This is a genomic window from Sulfurirhabdus autotrophica, from assembly GCF_004346685.1.
In the GTDB taxonomy this organism is placed as follows: Bacteria; Pseudomonadota; Gammaproteobacteria; order Burkholderiales; family SMCO01; genus Sulfurirhabdus; species Sulfurirhabdus autotrophica.
Map to the genome: position 1 here is coordinate 102010 of NZ_SMCO01000001.1, position 14897 is coordinate 116906.

The 14897-nt window shown below is 45.0% G+C and carries 14 protein-coding genes and 1 pseudogene; 5 read left to right on the forward strand and 10 right to left on the reverse strand.

All coding sequences use genetic code 11. The annotated features are described in order from the left end of the window. Positions 1-43 precede the first annotated feature (43 nt). Positions 44-979 (forward strand): annotated as a pseudogene (gene rluB, locus EDC63_RS00510) (23S rRNA pseudouridine(2605) synthase RluB); the annotation flags it as partial. Positions 980-1106: 127 nt separating this feature from the next. Here the strand turns inward: rluB and EDC63_RS00515 are convergent. The 5 genes from EDC63_RS00515 to EDC63_RS00535 form a co-directional block, all read right to left on the reverse strand. Continuing rightward, a complete protein-coding gene (locus EDC63_RS00515; RefSeq protein WP_124947887.1) occupies positions 1107-1778 on the reverse strand; it encodes a mechanosensitive ion channel family protein in 672 nt (223 codons plus the stop codon). Positions 1779-2023: 245 nt separating this feature from the next. Then, a complete protein-coding gene (gene prmB, locus EDC63_RS00520; protein WP_124947886.1) occupies positions 2024-2917 on the reverse strand; it encodes a 50S ribosomal protein L3 N(5)-glutamine methyltransferase in 894 nt (297 codons plus the stop codon). 4 nt (positions 2918-2921) lie between these two features. After that, the gene (gene dapE / locus EDC63_RS00525) at positions 2922-4061 is read right to left on the reverse strand and encodes a succinyl-diaminopimelate desuccinylase (protein ID WP_124947885.1); all 1140 of its coding nucleotides are present in this window, start codon (positions 4059-4061) and stop codon (positions 2922-2924) included. Continuing rightward, positions 4051-4518, reverse strand: coding sequence for a DUF302 domain-containing protein (locus EDC63_RS00530; RefSeq protein ID WP_124947884.1), 468 nt, complete (start codon positions 4516-4518; stop codon positions 4051-4053). Before EDC63_RS00530 ends, dapE begins: the two co-directional genes overlap by 11 nt. 17 nt (positions 4519-4535) lie before the next feature. Continuing rightward, positions 4536-4889, reverse strand: a complete 354-nt coding sequence (locus EDC63_RS00535; RefSeq protein ID WP_124947883.1) for an ArsC family reductase — start codon at positions 4887-4889, stop codon at positions 4536-4538. A gap of 127 nt (positions 4890-5016) precedes the next feature. On the opposite strand from EDC63_RS00535, the gene EDC63_RS00540 reads away from it, so the two are divergent. Further along, positions 5017-5520 (forward strand): Hsp20/alpha crystallin family protein, encoded by a 504-nt coding sequence (locus tag EDC63_RS00540; RefSeq protein ID WP_124947882.1) that lies wholly within the window; start codon positions 5017-5019, stop codon positions 5518-5520. 65 nt (positions 5521-5585) lie between these two features. On the opposite strand, the gene dapD is transcribed toward EDC63_RS00540, so the two are convergent. Together dapD and dapC are read right to left on the reverse strand one after the other, a co-directional pair. Further along, positions 5586-6407, reverse strand: a complete 822-nt coding sequence (dapD, locus tag EDC63_RS00545; protein ID WP_132920858.1) for a 2,3,4,5-tetrahydropyridine-2,6-dicarboxylate N-succinyltransferase — start codon at positions 6405-6407, stop codon at positions 5586-5588. Between the two features lie 97 nt (positions 6408-6504). Continuing rightward, a complete protein-coding gene (gene dapC, locus EDC63_RS00550) occupies positions 6505-7704 on the reverse strand; it encodes a succinyldiaminopimelate transaminase (RefSeq protein ID WP_124947881.1) in 1200 nt (399 codons plus the stop codon). Positions 7705-7757: 53 nt separating this feature from the next. On the opposite strand from dapC, the gene EDC63_RS00555 reads away from it, so the two are divergent. Then, the gene (locus EDC63_RS00555) at positions 7758-8639 is read left to right on the forward strand and encodes a DMT family transporter (RefSeq protein WP_124947880.1); all 882 of its coding nucleotides are present in this window, start codon (positions 7758-7760) and stop codon (positions 8637-8639) included. Further along, positions 8632-9003, forward strand: coding sequence for a VOC family protein (locus EDC63_RS00560; protein ID WP_124947879.1), 372 nt, complete (start codon positions 8632-8634; stop codon positions 9001-9003). Before EDC63_RS00555 ends, EDC63_RS00560 begins: the two co-directional genes overlap by 8 nt. A gap of 5 nt (positions 9004-9008) precedes the next feature. Here the strand turns inward: EDC63_RS00560 and EDC63_RS00565 are convergent, their stop codons facing one another. From EDC63_RS00565 to queF, 3 genes are read right to left on the reverse strand one after another with little or no spacing between them, the layout of a single operon-like run. After that, on the reverse strand, positions 9009-9581 hold the full coding sequence (locus tag EDC63_RS00565) for a PilZ domain-containing protein (protein ID WP_124947878.1): 573 nt from the start codon (positions 9579-9581) through the stop codon (positions 9009-9011). Then, complete coding sequence (locus EDC63_RS00570; RefSeq protein WP_124947877.1) at positions 9578-10855, reverse strand: FGGY-family carbohydrate kinase; 1278 nt, start codon at positions 10853-10855, stop codon at positions 9578-9580. Before EDC63_RS00570 ends, EDC63_RS00565 begins: the two co-directional genes overlap by 4 nt. Further along, positions 10848-11267: a preQ(1) synthase gene (gene queF, locus EDC63_RS00575; RefSeq protein ID WP_124947876.1), complete on the reverse strand. Its 420-nt coding sequence runs from the start codon at positions 11265-11267 to the stop codon at positions 10848-10850. The genes EDC63_RS00570 and queF overlap by 8 nt, the downstream gene beginning before the upstream one ends. 28 nt (positions 11268-11295) lie before the next feature. On the opposite strand from queF, the gene smc reads away from it, so the two are divergent. After that, complete coding sequence (smc, locus tag EDC63_RS00580) at positions 11296-14886, forward strand: chromosome segregation protein SMC (protein ID WP_223272262.1); 3591 nt, start codon at positions 11296-11298, stop codon at positions 14884-14886. Positions 14887-14897: the final 11 nt, after the last annotated feature.

Genomic DNA, 14897 nt, shown 5'->3' on the forward strand with positions numbered 1-14897 from the left:
GCCCGGTTTTCTGCCATGCATGATGCATTGGACTTGGATATAAATGAATAGTAACGGAAACAAATCACGGGGTGGTTCCTCGCAAAAGCGGAATAAACCTGCGGACAGTTCTCGGAAACCTAAACCAAGAGGGAGTACCCGAGGGAGCATTAGCGGCCGCACGCTTAATCCAACGAAACAGTCATCAAGCGTGGATGACAAGGTAGTTAGACATGCTCCAAAAGCTGCGGTAGTAGCTGATGACTCCCACAAACTTCAAAAGATGCTGGCTCAGGCTGGCATGGGCTCTCGTCGAGAGATGGAGGAAGTGATTAAAGCAGGTCGTGTCACTATCAACGGTAAAGTGGCTGAAACTGGTGATCGTGTGGGCCCTGAAGATGTCGTCAGGGTGGATAAGCGTCCTGTAAAATTACAATTTGCAGGGGAAAACACTCGTATTCTGCTTTATCACAAACAAGAAGGTGAAATTGTTAGTCGTGATGACCCGGAAGGGCGCACAGACGTGTTTGAAAAGTTGCCAAGAATTCGTGGCGGAAAATGGATTTCAGTGGGGCGGCTGGATTTTAATACCAGTGGTTTACTGGTATTTACTACATCCGGAGAATTGGCTAACCGGCTGATGCACCCCAGGTTTGAGGTACAACGCCAATATGCAGTGCGTATTCTTGGTGAGCTGACAGATGAACAGATGAAACTTCTTAGAACGGGTATAGAACTGGAAGATGGTCTGGCAAAGTTCGACGAGTTGGCAGATCAGGGTGGCGAGGGGTCTAATCACTGGTATCACGTTGTACTCAGGGAAGGCCGAAACCGTGAGGTTCGTCGTATGTTTGAGTCCATTGGATTAACTGTTAGCCGCCTGATGCGAGTTCGATTTGGTATCATCAATATGCCGCCTCGCTTGAAGCGTGGGCAATGGTTAGAGTTGGAACCAAAGCAGGTTGCACAGGTCATGAAATGGGCTGATACTTTGATACCACATCACGATATAGATTCAGCTGTAGATTAAAGTATTTCCTGCTTAATCGTTTCTACTCACTTCTCGAGAATAGAAGGGAGTAGAAATAAGAATATTGGGACTCATCTGCCAAATATTGAGCTAAGCTTTACTTTTTTGAGTTCTTTGTCATTTTTTGAATCACACCTGCAGCCCAATCTCTCCCTCCCAGACCAAATGCTAGTGCCAAAGCCAGAGCAACTGCCCCAAATCCGATTTGAAAAGCAGCAGTTAATAGTTGGGTGCCGATCTGTAATTGTTCTAACGCTACAAATACCACAAAAATCTGTACTGAATATTCTGCAATAGTGCTGATAGTGAGTGCATTATCAACACCAATATTATTCAGGTAGGCGAAAATCATCCGATTTATGAAACGTGACAAAAGGGTACCAAAAACCAAAACCAATATGGCAACCAGAATATTGGGGATATAAAGCACTATTTTGTTAAACAGGTCTGCGACCATGTGTAAGCCAAGGCTGTTTGTAACTGTCACAACCACGATCATGAAGATAAGCCAGTAAACAATTTCACCCATAATGTGACTGAGTGATATATGTATATTGCCTTGTTTTAGAAAGGCTTCAATACCTGATTTCTCAGACAAAGCATCGAAATGCGCTAATTTAAGAACATGAGCAATAGCTGTTCGAGCCAGTTTTGCAACGATCCAGCCAACAAAAAGTAGAATGAGCGCTGCACCAAGTTTAGGGATGAAACTGGCTAGTTCTGTGGTGAGTGAAGTTAACGAAGCCACAAAAATATCAAGCTGCTGCATGGCCTATCTCCTTATTTAGTTTTTCTGATTGCTTTAGATATCATGTAGATGAATCTTGGTTGATGAATTTTTTATCAGCTGGATTTGCCAGTATAGTTGATTATGCATAATTAGCTTCACTCTGGCAGACGCTTGGACACTATATTGCATTTGATAGAAGCCATTTCGTGGATTTATTAGTTACTTTATCTTGGGATTTTCAATATGGGCGCAAGTTTCACTGCGTCCATATATATTTACAAGCTTCAGATCAATTGCTCGCGTGCCAGCATAAATACATATTCATCACCCGCACTGACATTTAACCAGGTAAAGTCAATCTCAGGGAAAGCGGCTTCTACCGTATCCCGATTGTGTCCAATTTCAACAACCAGAATTCCACCTTCATTTAGATGTTTAGGTGCATCACGTAAAATAATGCGCGTTGCATCCAACCCATCTTCTCCACTGCCCAGAGCGAGCTTTGGCTCATGTAGATATTCACTGGGGAGGGCTTTGACGGCTTCGGCATTTACATAGGGCGGGTTGCTGATAATAATGTCGTAGTGTTTGCCTTGCAATGACTCAAATAAGTCAGATTTAATTAAGTGAACGCGATCTTCCAGGCCGTAATCTGACACGTTACGATATGCAACTTCCAACGCATCCTCAGATATATCTACTGCGTCAATCATGCTATTGGGGAAGGCATAAGACATGAGAATCCCCAGGCAACCCGAACCAGTACATAAATCCAGGCAGGTTGTGACTGCATCTGGATTTTCTACCCAAGGGGTTAGCTGTTCCCGCAGCAGTTCGGCAATGAATGAGCGAGGTACGATTACTCGTTCATCTACATAAAACCGAAAATCACCTAGCCATGCTTCATGGGTGAGATAGGCGGCAGGCGTGCGTTCTTTGACGCGTTTTTCCAGTATTTTTAATACGGTCTCTAGTTCTGAAGGCAGGAGCTTGGCATCCAGAAAGGGATCCAAAGTATCAAGTGGCAGATGTAATGTATGCAAAATCAAATAAGCAGCTTCGTCGTAGGCATTTTGTGTACCGTGACCGAATGCGAGCTCCGCTTCATTAAAGCGGCTCACGGCAAAGCGAAGTAAGTCGCGGACGGTAGTCAGTTGTGTTTTGGCTTCTATGAACATGCTTTTATCCAGGCTGGGCCAACAGGTTAACCAGCGTCTGCCGGTATATTTCTCTTAGCGGTTCAATGTCAGCAACGGCAACGCATTCGTTCAATTTATGAATGGTTTCGTTGAGTGGTCCCAGTTCAACAACTTGCGGACAGATGTCTGCTATAAATCGGCCATCTGATGTGCCACCAGTTGTTGAAAGCTCTGTCTCAATACCCGTGACAGTTTTGATTGCCTGGCTTACTGCGGTAACCAGGCTGCCTTTAGGAGTCAGGAAGGGTTTTCCGGATTGTTCCCATTTCAGGTCATATTCCAGACCGTGTTTATCCAGGATGCTGTGTACTTGTTCTTTTAATCCTTCAACGGTGCTTGCGGTGGAAAAGCGAAAATTGAAGAGCATATTCATTTCCCCCGGGATTACATTGGTCGCACCTGTTCCGCCTTGAATATTAGATATCTGCCAACTGGTAGGGGGGAAATATTCGTTACCTTCATCCCAGCGAGTTGCTGCCAGCTCTGCAATGGCTGGTGCAGCGATATGGATGGGGTTTATGGCTAGATGAGGATAAGCAATATGCCCTTGTATGCCTTTGACGGTGAGATTGCCGGAAAGTGAACCACGGCGGCCATTCTTGAGCATGTCGCCCAATTTGGTCACGCAAGTTGGTTCACCTACAATGCAGCAATCAATCAGTTCGTTGCGTGCTTTCAATGTTTCAACAACTTTAACTGTTCCATCCACAGCCACGCCTTCTTCGTCAGAAGTAATCAGCAACGCAATGGAACCGTTGTGATTAGGGTTGTCAGCAAGAAAGCCTTCAATGGCCGTAATAAATGCCGCGAGTGATGTTTTCATATCTGCAGCGCCACGACCGTATAGCATACCATCACGTATTGTAGGAGTAAAAGGCTCACTATCCCATTTCTCGATAGGGCCGGTAGGCACCACGTCAGTATGGCCAGCAAAACAAATGATGGGGGCAGTTGTGCCACGCCGTGCCCAGAAGTTATCGACATTACCGAAGCGCATTTTTTCGATTTTGAAGCCAAGTTTTTCCAGGTGGTCGATCAGGATTTCCTGACATCCCGCATCGTCCGGAGTGAGAGAGCGTCGGGAGATGAGTTCTTTTGCCAGCTCTAAGGTGTTAGTTTGCATTGAGTCCGCTTTCCAATGATTTAATAACGTCGTTTTCTAATTCTTTCGCGATTTTTTCAGCTGCGCTACCTTTAGCTACAACGCTCGGTTTAATAAACAGAATCGTAGTTTGCCCTGATTTATGTGTTAGTGTGATATGGAGCGGGCAAAGGGCGAGCAAGGATGGATCACTATTACTGATCTGGTTAGCATACCAGGCACTGCAGAAAACCATGCTGCGTATGGATTCCAGTTTGTTCTGATTGTATTCCTTACCCCATTTTGCTGAAAATTTTTCCAGATTTTTGCCAATATTGGGTTCAAATATGACGTAAAACCCATTATCTTCCAGCGCCTTATAGACATTTTGATAAGTTGCTTCCATATCTTTGGAGACAGACTTCTCATACACATTGGAAGTAGCTGAAAAGGCTGTATGGCTAAATATCAGCAGTGCAAGTGCGAATACTACTTTCATTAAAAGCCTCTTATCAATTAATTCGGTTGCGAAAGCATTTCTTGATAGATGGTTTCGTCGAACCCTACTGCGATCTTGCCGTTATTTTCCAATACAGGCCGTTTAATAACAGAGGATTTTTCCATCATTAGCTGGATGGCGGCCGCTTCATTGTCGATGCTGTTTTTGATTCCATCTGGCAGTTGGCGCCAGGTAGTGCCTTTGCGGTTTACCAGCTTTTCCCACCCTGCGAGTTTGACCCAGTTTTTCAACAGCGCCTCTGAGACACCTTGCTTTTTGAAATCATGGAATTCAACTGTTTGGCCTTGTTCAGATAGCCAGACACGCGCTTTTTTCACGGTGTTGCAATTAGGAATGCCGTAAAGCTTCATGAGAAATTTTCTTCTGAAAAGGGCTATTTTAAACACTTACTGCTAGTTTGTGTAAACGTTGGATAGGATTGTAATTCCATCGCGATTAGCTATAGTTGATAAAAGGTTATTAATTGGAGAAGTGGTTATGCTGGATTCATTAAGAAAAGTGGGGAAAGAAATAGGTCGTGAACTGAACCGTACTTGGGAGAATTTATCGGATGGATGGCGTGAATTGTTAAGCAGAAGCAGCAATGCGTTAACGCATTTTACGAAAAAACACGAAGATAATCAGGGTGGTGAAATATCTTTATCCCAGTTTCCAAGTTGGAGCTTACTGGCGGGGGAAGTGGTTGAAACGGATGAATCAATCATTGTGCGGCTGGAAGTGCCTGGAATGGAGAAAGAAGACTGCAATATTACAATTGAAGGCAATACTTTATATTTAACTGGGGAAAAGCGCATTTCCCGAGAATCTGAAGAAGGGCAGTATCACATCATGGAGCGTGCTTATGGCAGTTTTCAGCGAGCAATCCCGCTAGCGCATAATGTGGATAGTGAAAAAGCTGAAGCCAGTTACAAAAATGGTGTGTTGTCGGTACGATTACCCAAGACCGGGAGTGCCACAAGCAAAAGTATCGTGATTAACTAAATGATCAGATTGAAATCGGCGGTTGATTTAAAATCAACCGCCGTATCTATGTAAAATCAGAGTTCTTATATGCCGCGTAACAGTTCGTTGATACCCACTTTGGAACGGGTTTTAGCATCTACCTGTTTCACAATTACCGCACAGTAAAGGCTGTATTTGCCATCAGCAGAAGGCAGGTTGCCAGCTACTACGACTGAACCTGCAGGAACGCGGCCGTAGCTTACTTCACCGGTTTCACGGTTGTAAATTTTTGTGCTTTGGCCGATGTAAACTCCCATGGAGATAACACAACCGTCTTCAACGATCACGCCTTCTACCACTTCAGAACGTGCGCCGATGAAACAGTCGTCGCCAATGATGGTTGGATTGGCTTGTACTGGTTCCAGTACGCCACCGATACCTACACCACCGGATAAATGCACATTTTTACCAATCTGCGCGCAAGAACCAACGGTAGCCCAGGTGTCTACCATGGCGCCATCATCCACATAAGCGCCAATATTTATGTAAGAAGGCATCAATACAACGTTTTTGCCGATGTAAGAACCTTTACGCGCTGCAGCGGGTGGAACCACGCGGAAGCCACCTTCACGGAAATCTTTTGAATTGTAATCAGAAAATTTGGAAGGCACTTTGTCGTAGTAGTTGGTGAATCCACCTTTGATAAAAAAGTTATCTTCCATACGGAAAGAAAGCAAAACCGCTTTTTTCAACCACTGATGGGTCACCCAGTCACCATTGATTTTTTCGGCAACGCGTAGAGTACCTTTATCCAGTTCGTCCAGAACATGAACTACAGCATCTTTCAGCTTGGAATCAACATTGCGAGGTGTGATGTCCGCACGGCGTTCGAATGCTTCGTCAATGATGGATTGGAGTTCATGCATAATAATCATTTCCTAAATAAGTTTGATGTAAATTTTATATATGTTAAATATCAATAAACTAAAATTAAAAATTAATGTAGATTATTGATTATTCCGTCTACGCTTCAATATTTTCTACGCATTGTTTGATGCGCTCAGCGGCATCTACGCATTCTTCAAGTGATGCCACTAATGCGATGCGTATGAAATTCTGGCCCGGGTTGATTCCGTGGGCGTCTCGGGCAAGATAGCTGCCAGGTAAAACCGTAACATTATAATCCCGATAAAGTCTTTGCGCGAATTCTGTGTCCGATATAGGCGTTTTTGCCCATAAATAAAAAGCGGCATCCGGTATTTCTACTTGCAGAAAACCTTGCAGCATAGGGGTGACGCTGGCAAATTTTTCGCTGTACATACGTCGATTTTCTTCTACGTGCGATTCATCGCTCCATGCTGCTGCACTCGCCGCTTGAACGGCCGGGTTCATGGCGCAACCATGATAGGTGCGGTACAACAAAAATTGCTCAAGAATTGAAGCGTTACCTGCGACAAAGCCTGAGCGCATGCCTGGTACATTGGAGCGTTTGGAAAGGCTGCTGAAAACAACAAGTTTGGGGAAATCAACTCTACCCAGTTGATGGGCAGCCTGCAATGCACCTAACGGTGGGTGGGAACCGTCAAAGTAAATTTCCGAGTAACATTCGTCGGAAGCAATGGTGAAACCATATTCGTCTGAGAGTTTAAACAGATTTTCCCACTCGCCCAATGACATGACTTTCCCAGTGGGATTGCCGGGCGAGCAAACGTAAACCAGTTGCGTTCGAGCCAAAGTTTCCTTGGGAACGGACGCAAAATCCATGACGTAATTACTATCGGGTGTGGTGTTGATGAAATAAGGCGTAGCACCTGCTAAAATCGCGGCACCTTCATATATTTGGTAAAAGGGGTTGGGCGAAATAATAACCGGATTGGGTTTGGTGGGGTCAATAACAGCCTGAGCGAAAGCAAAGAGCGCTTCCCGGCTCCCTGTCACTGGTAGCACTTGATTTTGAACATTAATTTCAGGCAGACCATAACGATTTTTTAGCCAAGTGCCAATTGCATTGCGCAACGCCTCTGTGCCCTGTGTTAAGGGGTAGTTCGACAATCCATCCAGATTTTTTATGAGGGATTCACGAATAAATTCCGGGGTTGCATGTTTCGGCTCACCGATGGAAAGGTTAATATGCGGCAGTGTGCTGTTTGGGGTAATCCCCTGAAACAGCGTACGCAGTTTCTGAAATGGGTAGGGATGCAGTTGCTGTAAGTTAGGATTCATTTTTTATTCTGGACTCGAGATTCTCGAAACATCAAATTATAAAGGTTTAAAGAGTGCCTTCAAAACAAAAAGTTTTAGCTGTTTCAGGATTGTTGAGCGGTGCCGTGACTTGGGGGCTTGTTTGGTACCCGCTTCGATTGCTTGAGAAGGAAGGTGTATCTGGCGAACTGACCACTTTTTTGATGTTTGGTATCGCGTTGCTGTTAGGGATATTTTTCTTTCACAAAACGCTGCGGCAGCTTCCTCCTTCAAAAACGATACTTATTCTGATTGCTATTACTGCCGGCTGGACAAACCTTGCCTATGCAATTGCGGTGATTCATGGCGAAGTGATGCGTGTCCTGCTTTTGTTCTATCTTTCCCCGCTTTGGACGGTATTGCTTTCACGCATGATCTTGGGGGAGCGTTTAAATCGTCATGGTTATACAGTTTTAGCATTGTCTTTCAGTGGTGCCATGGTGATGTTATGGTCGTCTGTAAATGGGTTACCACTTCCTCAGAACAGTGCTGAATGGTTTGGGTTATCTGCCGGAATGATGTTTGCGCTCTCGAACGTGTTAACGCGTAAAGCGCATTATCATGATATATATCTTAAATCTTTAAGTGTGTTTGCAGGTGTCAGCATTATCGCAATCATGCCCCCACTATTTCAACCTGATATGCTTTCACCACTGCTGATCTTGTCAGCATCGTCGTGGGGAATTTTGTTGGGGTTAGGTTTGCTTGCATTCTTAGCGACTGTTACGGTGCAATTTGGATTGACCCATACGCCTTCCAATCAGGCAATTGTGATATTTTTGTTTGAATTGGTTGTTGCCGCAATTTCTGCCTACTATTTGGCGGGCGAAAAGATGATGTTGAGGGAATGGGTTGGGGGGGCAATGATTATTACTGCCAGCCTTTTTTCAGGCAAACTGGAACAGAAAGATGTCTAATATAGCTAAATTTTTGCACAGCTCGTTACTTGTCTCTGATTTGAATAAAGCCAAAGGGTTTTACGAAGATGTATTAGGACTTGTACCAAGCCAGTTGCGTCCGGAAATGCGTTTTGATGGTGTTTGGTACGAAATTGGCGCTCAGCAAATTCATTTATTGGTACTGCCAAATCCGGATAAAGATGCGGTCCGACCTGAACATGGAGGCAATGATCGACACATTGCGCTTGGCGTAATGGATATTGCGGTACTGCAAAAGATGTTGGAAGAAGCCAGCATTCCTTTTACCCTCAGCAAATCAGGACGAAGCGCTTTGTTTTGTCGTGATCCGGATGGGAATGCGCTGGAATTTGTCGAGGTTTAGTGCTTTCAGGGAGTTTTTCCGCTATGCCGTAATTGTATTTCGCGCCGGTGATACCTGAAAAGCGTACGCTCAAGCCAGTCCTGCATTTCTTCGCTTAAATTGATAAATTCAGCACGGGTATGAAGCCCACCTTCCATTCTTTTTGAATGTGTCACTTTAGCGGGGAAAATAATGGCCTGCGGTATTTTTTTGCTGAGATAGAGAGATAGGGTTATTTCCGTGTTGGGACTCGGTCCCTCTTCAGCGATCCATTCCATTGCGTTTGCAGACAAGTTGACTGAAACAGGGTTTGGAAAACTACCCTTTTGCTCCAAAAGCGTCGCTAAAAGTGTAAGGGCAAGATCTACTTTAGTTTCCAGTCGTTCAAAGGCGATCGCCGCAACAGTGCCCATTTCGTTGTCTTTCTCTGCAGGCAGCGTTTCCATGGTCGTTAAAGCGCGCAACAGATATATGTTGGTATCCATCCAGTCTGATAATGTGGATGATGAAATAGCCGTGATAACAGGCGACCAGCTTAATGGCAACATTGCCTTGTAAGAAATACCATCTGAATCAGTAAATTGGGTTGAAGTTGTCATTGATAGGAAGCTATCAGATTTTGCTCATTAACAGCAAGCAAGGCAGAGCCATAGGCGGCTTCTGTGTGCTCGGAAATTCGTACATCAATATCTAAAAGACGTTCTCTTATCGCAGTCCATGTTGGATTGTGGGCACCGCCGCCAGCAGTCAGCACAAGGCTTGGTTTGGATGCGCCTAACTGTTCAAGTAATTGGTAACCTTGTGCTTCAATTTTGGCGATGCTTTCCAATAAGCCATGTAAAAATGCTGTGTCATCATCAGGGCGCGGCAAAAGACGCGGTTGCAAAAGCGGGTCGTTTACAGGAAAGCGCTCTCCAGGTTTCAGTAGCGGATAGTAATCAAGATTGGTTGCTACAGCTGGATTGATGTTTGTACTTAATGTTTGTAATTGATCGTCACTGAAAAAACTGCGGATCACTGCGCCTCCGGTGTTAGAAGCGCCACCTGTAAGCCATAAGTCACCAAGCCGATGACTGTAAATACCATATTGTGCTGCTTCAACTCGTGTGCGGCTGAGTAGTTTCAACACTAAAGTAGATCCAAGCGATGTAACCGCATGGCCGGGTTGGTTCGTTTCACTAGCTAAAAATGCAGCGATGCTGTCTGTAGTCCCTGCAATGATTCGACAATCAGAAGGGAGGGATAGCTGTTCGGCAGTTTTTTCCTGAATGCGGCCGAGAAAAGTGCCAGGCTGGACGACTTTAGGCAAAATGTGCACAACAGGTAATGCCAATACCCAATAGGGGTAGCGCAATTCTGCAGGATCGAATCCTAGTTTCAAACTATTGTGATAGTCGCTGATCCCCGGTTTGCCATGCAATAGTGATGCCAGCCAGTCTGCCTGATGCATAAAATACCGAGCTTTTTTAAATTCCGGCTGTTTACTGAACCAGAGCAATTTTGCAAGGCTTGAACTAGCGCTTAGGACCACATGGTCGGGTGGTGCAATCGATTGCAGTTCTATTGCTTTCGATTGCGCGCGCGCATCGTTGTATAAAAGTGGGGGCAGTACTGGCTGATTGAGTGCATTGCAGATCAGCGAGGTAGCCGAAGTGCCATTAATTGCAATTGCACGAATCTTGGTGCGAGGCGCAAATGGAATCTGAGTGATTAAATCAAAAAGTGCAGTTTGCCAAACTGTTGCAAGATTTTGGTCATCAGAGTGCTGATCAAAATCAATCCGTGTTTCGTACACTATTGTCTGATTTGCATCGATCAGTACGGCACGAGCACCACTGGTGCCGAAATCAATGCCTAAATATGTATCAGCCACGTGTATTTGACTGTGAATCGAAGCGAGTCAAATCTACTAAAGGTTTAGGTTCCCAGCCTTTTTTACGGTATTCGGCTACGACGTTGGTGAAAATTCCACCCCGCACAAAAAATTTAGCTGTTAAACGCATAAATCTGGGCTTGGTCACTTTGGCCAGATCATCTAGAATGCGGTTAGTGACAGCCTCATGAAAAGCGCCTTCATTGCGGTATCCCCATATATAAAGCTTAAGACTTTTTAATTCTACGCAATGTTTATCCGGGATATAGTCAAGATAAAGCGTTGCAAAATCAGGCTGGCCGGTTTTGGGGCACAAGCAGGTAAACTCTGGAATTTCCATGTGAATATGGAAATCACGTTCAGGATTTGGGTTGTCGAATGTCTCCAAAGATTGACTTGGTTGGCTTGGCATTCTCTTGTCTCGCTTAAATCGGTTAAAATTGCATTTTAACCTGTTTTGGGCTGCGGCGTGTCTGTACTCAACTTACTATTATTCATTTAAATTGCGCCTGACCCATATAAAATTAGCTGGCTTTAAGTCCTTCGTTGATCCAACCGTCATTCCAGTCCCCGGGCAATTGGTCGGTGTGGTCGGCCCGAATGGCTGTGGCAAATCAAATGTGATTGATGCTGTACGCTGGGTACTGGGTGAATCCTCGGCAAAACAATTGCGTGGTGAATCCATGCAGGATGTGATTTTTAGCGGCTCCAGTGGTCGCAAACCGGTTTCACGCGCTAGTGTTGAACTGATTTTTGATAACAGTTTGGGTAAAGCGGCAGGGCAGTGGTCGCAATATGCCGAAATTGCTGTCAAGCGCATATTGCAACGTGCTGGCGATTCTTCCTACTATATTAATAATATCCATGTTCGTCGACGAGACGTAACAGACATCTTCATGGGGACGGGGCTTGGAGCTCGCGCCTACGCAATTATCGAACAAGGCATGATATCGCGCATTATTGAAGCGCGCCCTGAAGAATTGCGTGTATTTCTGGAAGAAGCGGCGGGAATCTCCAAATACAAGGAGCGACGCAAAGAAACCGAATCCAGACTTTCGGATACCAGAGAAAACCTGCTGCGGGTGGACGACATCCGGCAAGAACTGGATAAACAGATTGAGAAACTGGCAGTTCAGGCAAGAGTAGCGGCGCAATATCAGGATTTACAATTGCAGTTAAAAACCACGCAAAGTTGGTTGTGGTTGTTGAGAAAATACGAAAGCGAAAATCTGCGGGAACGTTGCGAGAAGGATATCCTGCGTTTAACCAATGAGTTGGAGGCGGAAACTGCTACCCTGAGGGAGTCAGAAAAAAGGTTGGAAGAGGTGCGGGCGAATCATTATTCAGCAGGAGATGCGTTGCATGATGCGCAAGGTGATTTGTATGCCAGTAACGCTGAAGTTGCCAAGCTGGAACAAAAAGTACAGTACCAGCATGAAAACCGTGAACGTCTGGTGCATCAGATTGCGACGCACAAAGGTCAATATGAACAGCATATTAAAAACCTGGAAGAGTCTAAATCCAATCTCGCGCAAATACGGATTGAACTTGCAGACGTGCAGGAACATGTTGTTCAGTGCCGTGAGCAGGTGCAGGAAACAAAGTTAAACCTGCCACTTGCAGAGGAGGCTTTTCGGACCTGCCAAAACCGTATGACAGAAATTCAGCGTAATTTGTCTCAATCGGAGCAAGGGTACCAGCTGGAAGAAGCGCATCGTGCCTATGCAGTAAAAACCTTACAGCAGCTGCAAGCGCGGCTTGAAAGATTAAAACACGAACAAATGAACCTGCCACAAGCTGATCTGGATAAGCTAAGTAATGCGCGGGAAGACTTAGCCATGACTGAAGAACAACTGCACCAATTTCAGTCGGAACTTTCAGAGTTGCAAGCGTTATTACCTGTTGCAGAGCAGACTAAACGCGAAGCAGATCACGCCTTGCAAAATGAAATGCAACAAATCACTCGCCTTGAAGCGCAGTTGCATGCGCTGAAACAAGTGCAAAACAGACTGGATCAAAACAAAAAATTGCAAGATTGGCTAATCAAGCATCAGCTGGAAAATTTACCGCGCTTATGGCAAAACATCCAGATTGAGCCAGGTTGGGAAAACGCTATGGAAAGCGTGCTGCGCGAACGCTTGAATGCCATCATGCTGAATGATTTCAGCGAATCGCAAGCGTGGTTGAACGATGCACCCCCAGCGCAAGTGGTGATAGCCAATATTCAACAGACTTCTGCATTGGAAATTTCGCAGCATAAAATTGATCTAGTGCCATTTCACCAAAAAACCTCTTGGAAGGGAAGTTATACTCCTGCCCTTTTTGATGCATGGTTGAGTCCAGTGTTTACGGTTGAGCATTGTGCTGAGGCTTGGTTGATTCAGCCCGATTTACCGGAAGGCGTCATGGTTGTATGTAAGGAAGGGCATTTATTTACTCGACATAGCGTTTCCTTCCATGCGCAGCAATCTGAAATGCATGGTGTACTGGCAAGGCAACGCGAAATAGAACAGTTGCAAAGCGATCTGGATCATAAACGTGCGATGTTGTCGCAATTTACAGAAGCGCATGTGGCTGCAGATGAGATGCTGGAGAAACAAAAATCTGAAAGCATGCATATGCGTTCCCGGGTTTCCGAGGCACAACAACACCATCATAAGCTCCAATTGGAAGTGTTGAAACTTTCCCAGTTGGAAAATCAGGTTGTGCAACGAAAAGAACAATTAGCCCAGGAAATTGAAGAAATTTCAGCTGAAATGCTCGCTGAAAGCGAGCAACGAGAGAGCAGTGCATTGAACCAAAGTGAATATCGGGCGCAAGTAGAAGTTTTGCGCGAACAGATGGACGATATCGCACAGGAGCGTTCAGATGCCGAAAACGTGTTGAATAGTCAGCGTGAAGCAGTTAATCAAGCTGAACGAGAAATACAAAGCGCTGAGTATGCTGAGCGGACGTGTATCAGTAAAATCAGTGTAATAGAGAACTCTATTAAAGTAACAAGTGAAAATTTAACCATCTTGCAGGAACGTCTGGAAGAGCTGCAGTTAGAGCAGGCTGAATTAGGTGAAGCGCCTATTCAACTAGACTTACAGCAAGCGTTGGCAATTCGTGAAGAAAAAGAAAAAGCATTGGCTATGGCACGTGATTATCTTGCAGAACTTACCAATTCTCTTGGTGTTATAGAAAAAGAGCGGCTGATTTCAGAGCAAAAGCTGAATCCTTTGCGGGATAAAATTGGTGAAATGCGCCTTAAAGAGCAGGCTGCACAATTAAGTGTCGCTCAATTTGCGGAACAGCTGCATGCAATTGATGCTAATGAGGCAGAGCTAGCCGCTACCTTAAAAGCAGGTACAAAGCCCGGCGTGTTGCAGGCTAAAATCGTACAGATCAATGAAGCTATTACTGAACTTGGCGCAGTAAACCTTGCTGCGTTGGAAGAATTGAATACTGCACAAGAAAGGCAGTCCTATCTGGATACACAAGCAACTGATTTGAATGAGGCTATTGCTACACTTGAGAATGCGATACGGCGAATCGACAAGGAAACCAGGGAGCGCTTGCAGAATACGTTTGATGTGGTAAATCGGCATATGGGCGAAATGTTCCCTACTTTGTTTGGTGGCGGACATGCACGACTGGTGTTAACAGGAGATGAGATTCTGGACTCCGGTATTCAAGTGATTGCTCAGCCCCCAGGAAAGAAAAACAGCTCGATTCACCTACTTTCTGGAGGAGAAAAAGCACTCACGGCCTTATCTCTGGTATTCTCTTTGTTTCAGCTTAACCCTGCACCTTTCTGCCTTTTAGACGAAGTGGATGCACCGCTGGATGATTCGAACACAGTACGGTTTTGCGAATTGGTTAAAAAAATGTCGCAAAATACACAGTTTTTATTTATCAGCCATAATAAAATAGCAATGGAAATGGCTCAGCAGTTAATCGGTGTTACCATGCAGGAATCCGGCGTTTCGCGGGTGGTTGCTGTAGATATGGAAAATGCCATGCGGCTGAGTGAAGAAGCTACCGTTTAGGAGAATGTAGT

Coding starts and splice junctions, on each gene's coding strand:
- EDC63_RS00515 (WP_124947887.1), bottom strand. CDS start 1,778: ATGCAGCAGCTTGATATTTTTGTGGCTTCGTTAACTTCACTCACCACA.
- prmB (WP_124947886.1), bottom strand. CDS start 2,917: ATGTTCATAGAAGCCAAAACACAACTGACTACCGTCCGCGACTTACTT.
- dapE (WP_124947885.1), bottom strand. CDS start 4,061: ATGCAAACTAACACCTTAGAGCTGGCAAAAGAACTCATCTCCCGACGC.
- EDC63_RS00530 (WP_124947884.1), bottom strand. CDS start 4,518: ATGAAAGTAGTATTCGCACTTGCACTGCTGATATTTAGCCATACAGCC.
- EDC63_RS00535 (WP_124947883.1), bottom strand. CDS start 4,889: ATGAAGCTTTACGGCATTCCTAATTGCAACACCGTGAAAAAAGCGCGT.
- EDC63_RS00540 (WP_124947882.1), top strand. CDS start 5,017: ATGCTGGATTCATTAAGAAAAGTGGGGAAAGAAATAGGTCGTGAACTG.
- dapD (WP_132920858.1), bottom strand. CDS start 6,407: ATGCATGAACTCCAATCCATCATTGACGAAGCATTCGAACGCCGTGCG.
- dapC (WP_124947881.1), bottom strand. CDS start 7,704: ATGAATCCTAACTTACAGCAACTGCATCCCTACCCATTTCAGAAACTG.
- EDC63_RS00560 (WP_124947879.1), top strand. CDS start 8,632: ATGTCTAATATAGCTAAATTTTTGCACAGCTCGTTACTTGTCTCTGAT.
- EDC63_RS00565 (WP_124947878.1), bottom strand. CDS start 9,581: ATGACAACTTCAACCCAATTTACTGATTCAGATGGTATTTCTTACAAG.
- queF (WP_124947876.1), bottom strand. CDS start 11,267: ATGCCAAGCCAACCAAGTCAATCTTTGGAGACATTCGACAACCCAAAT.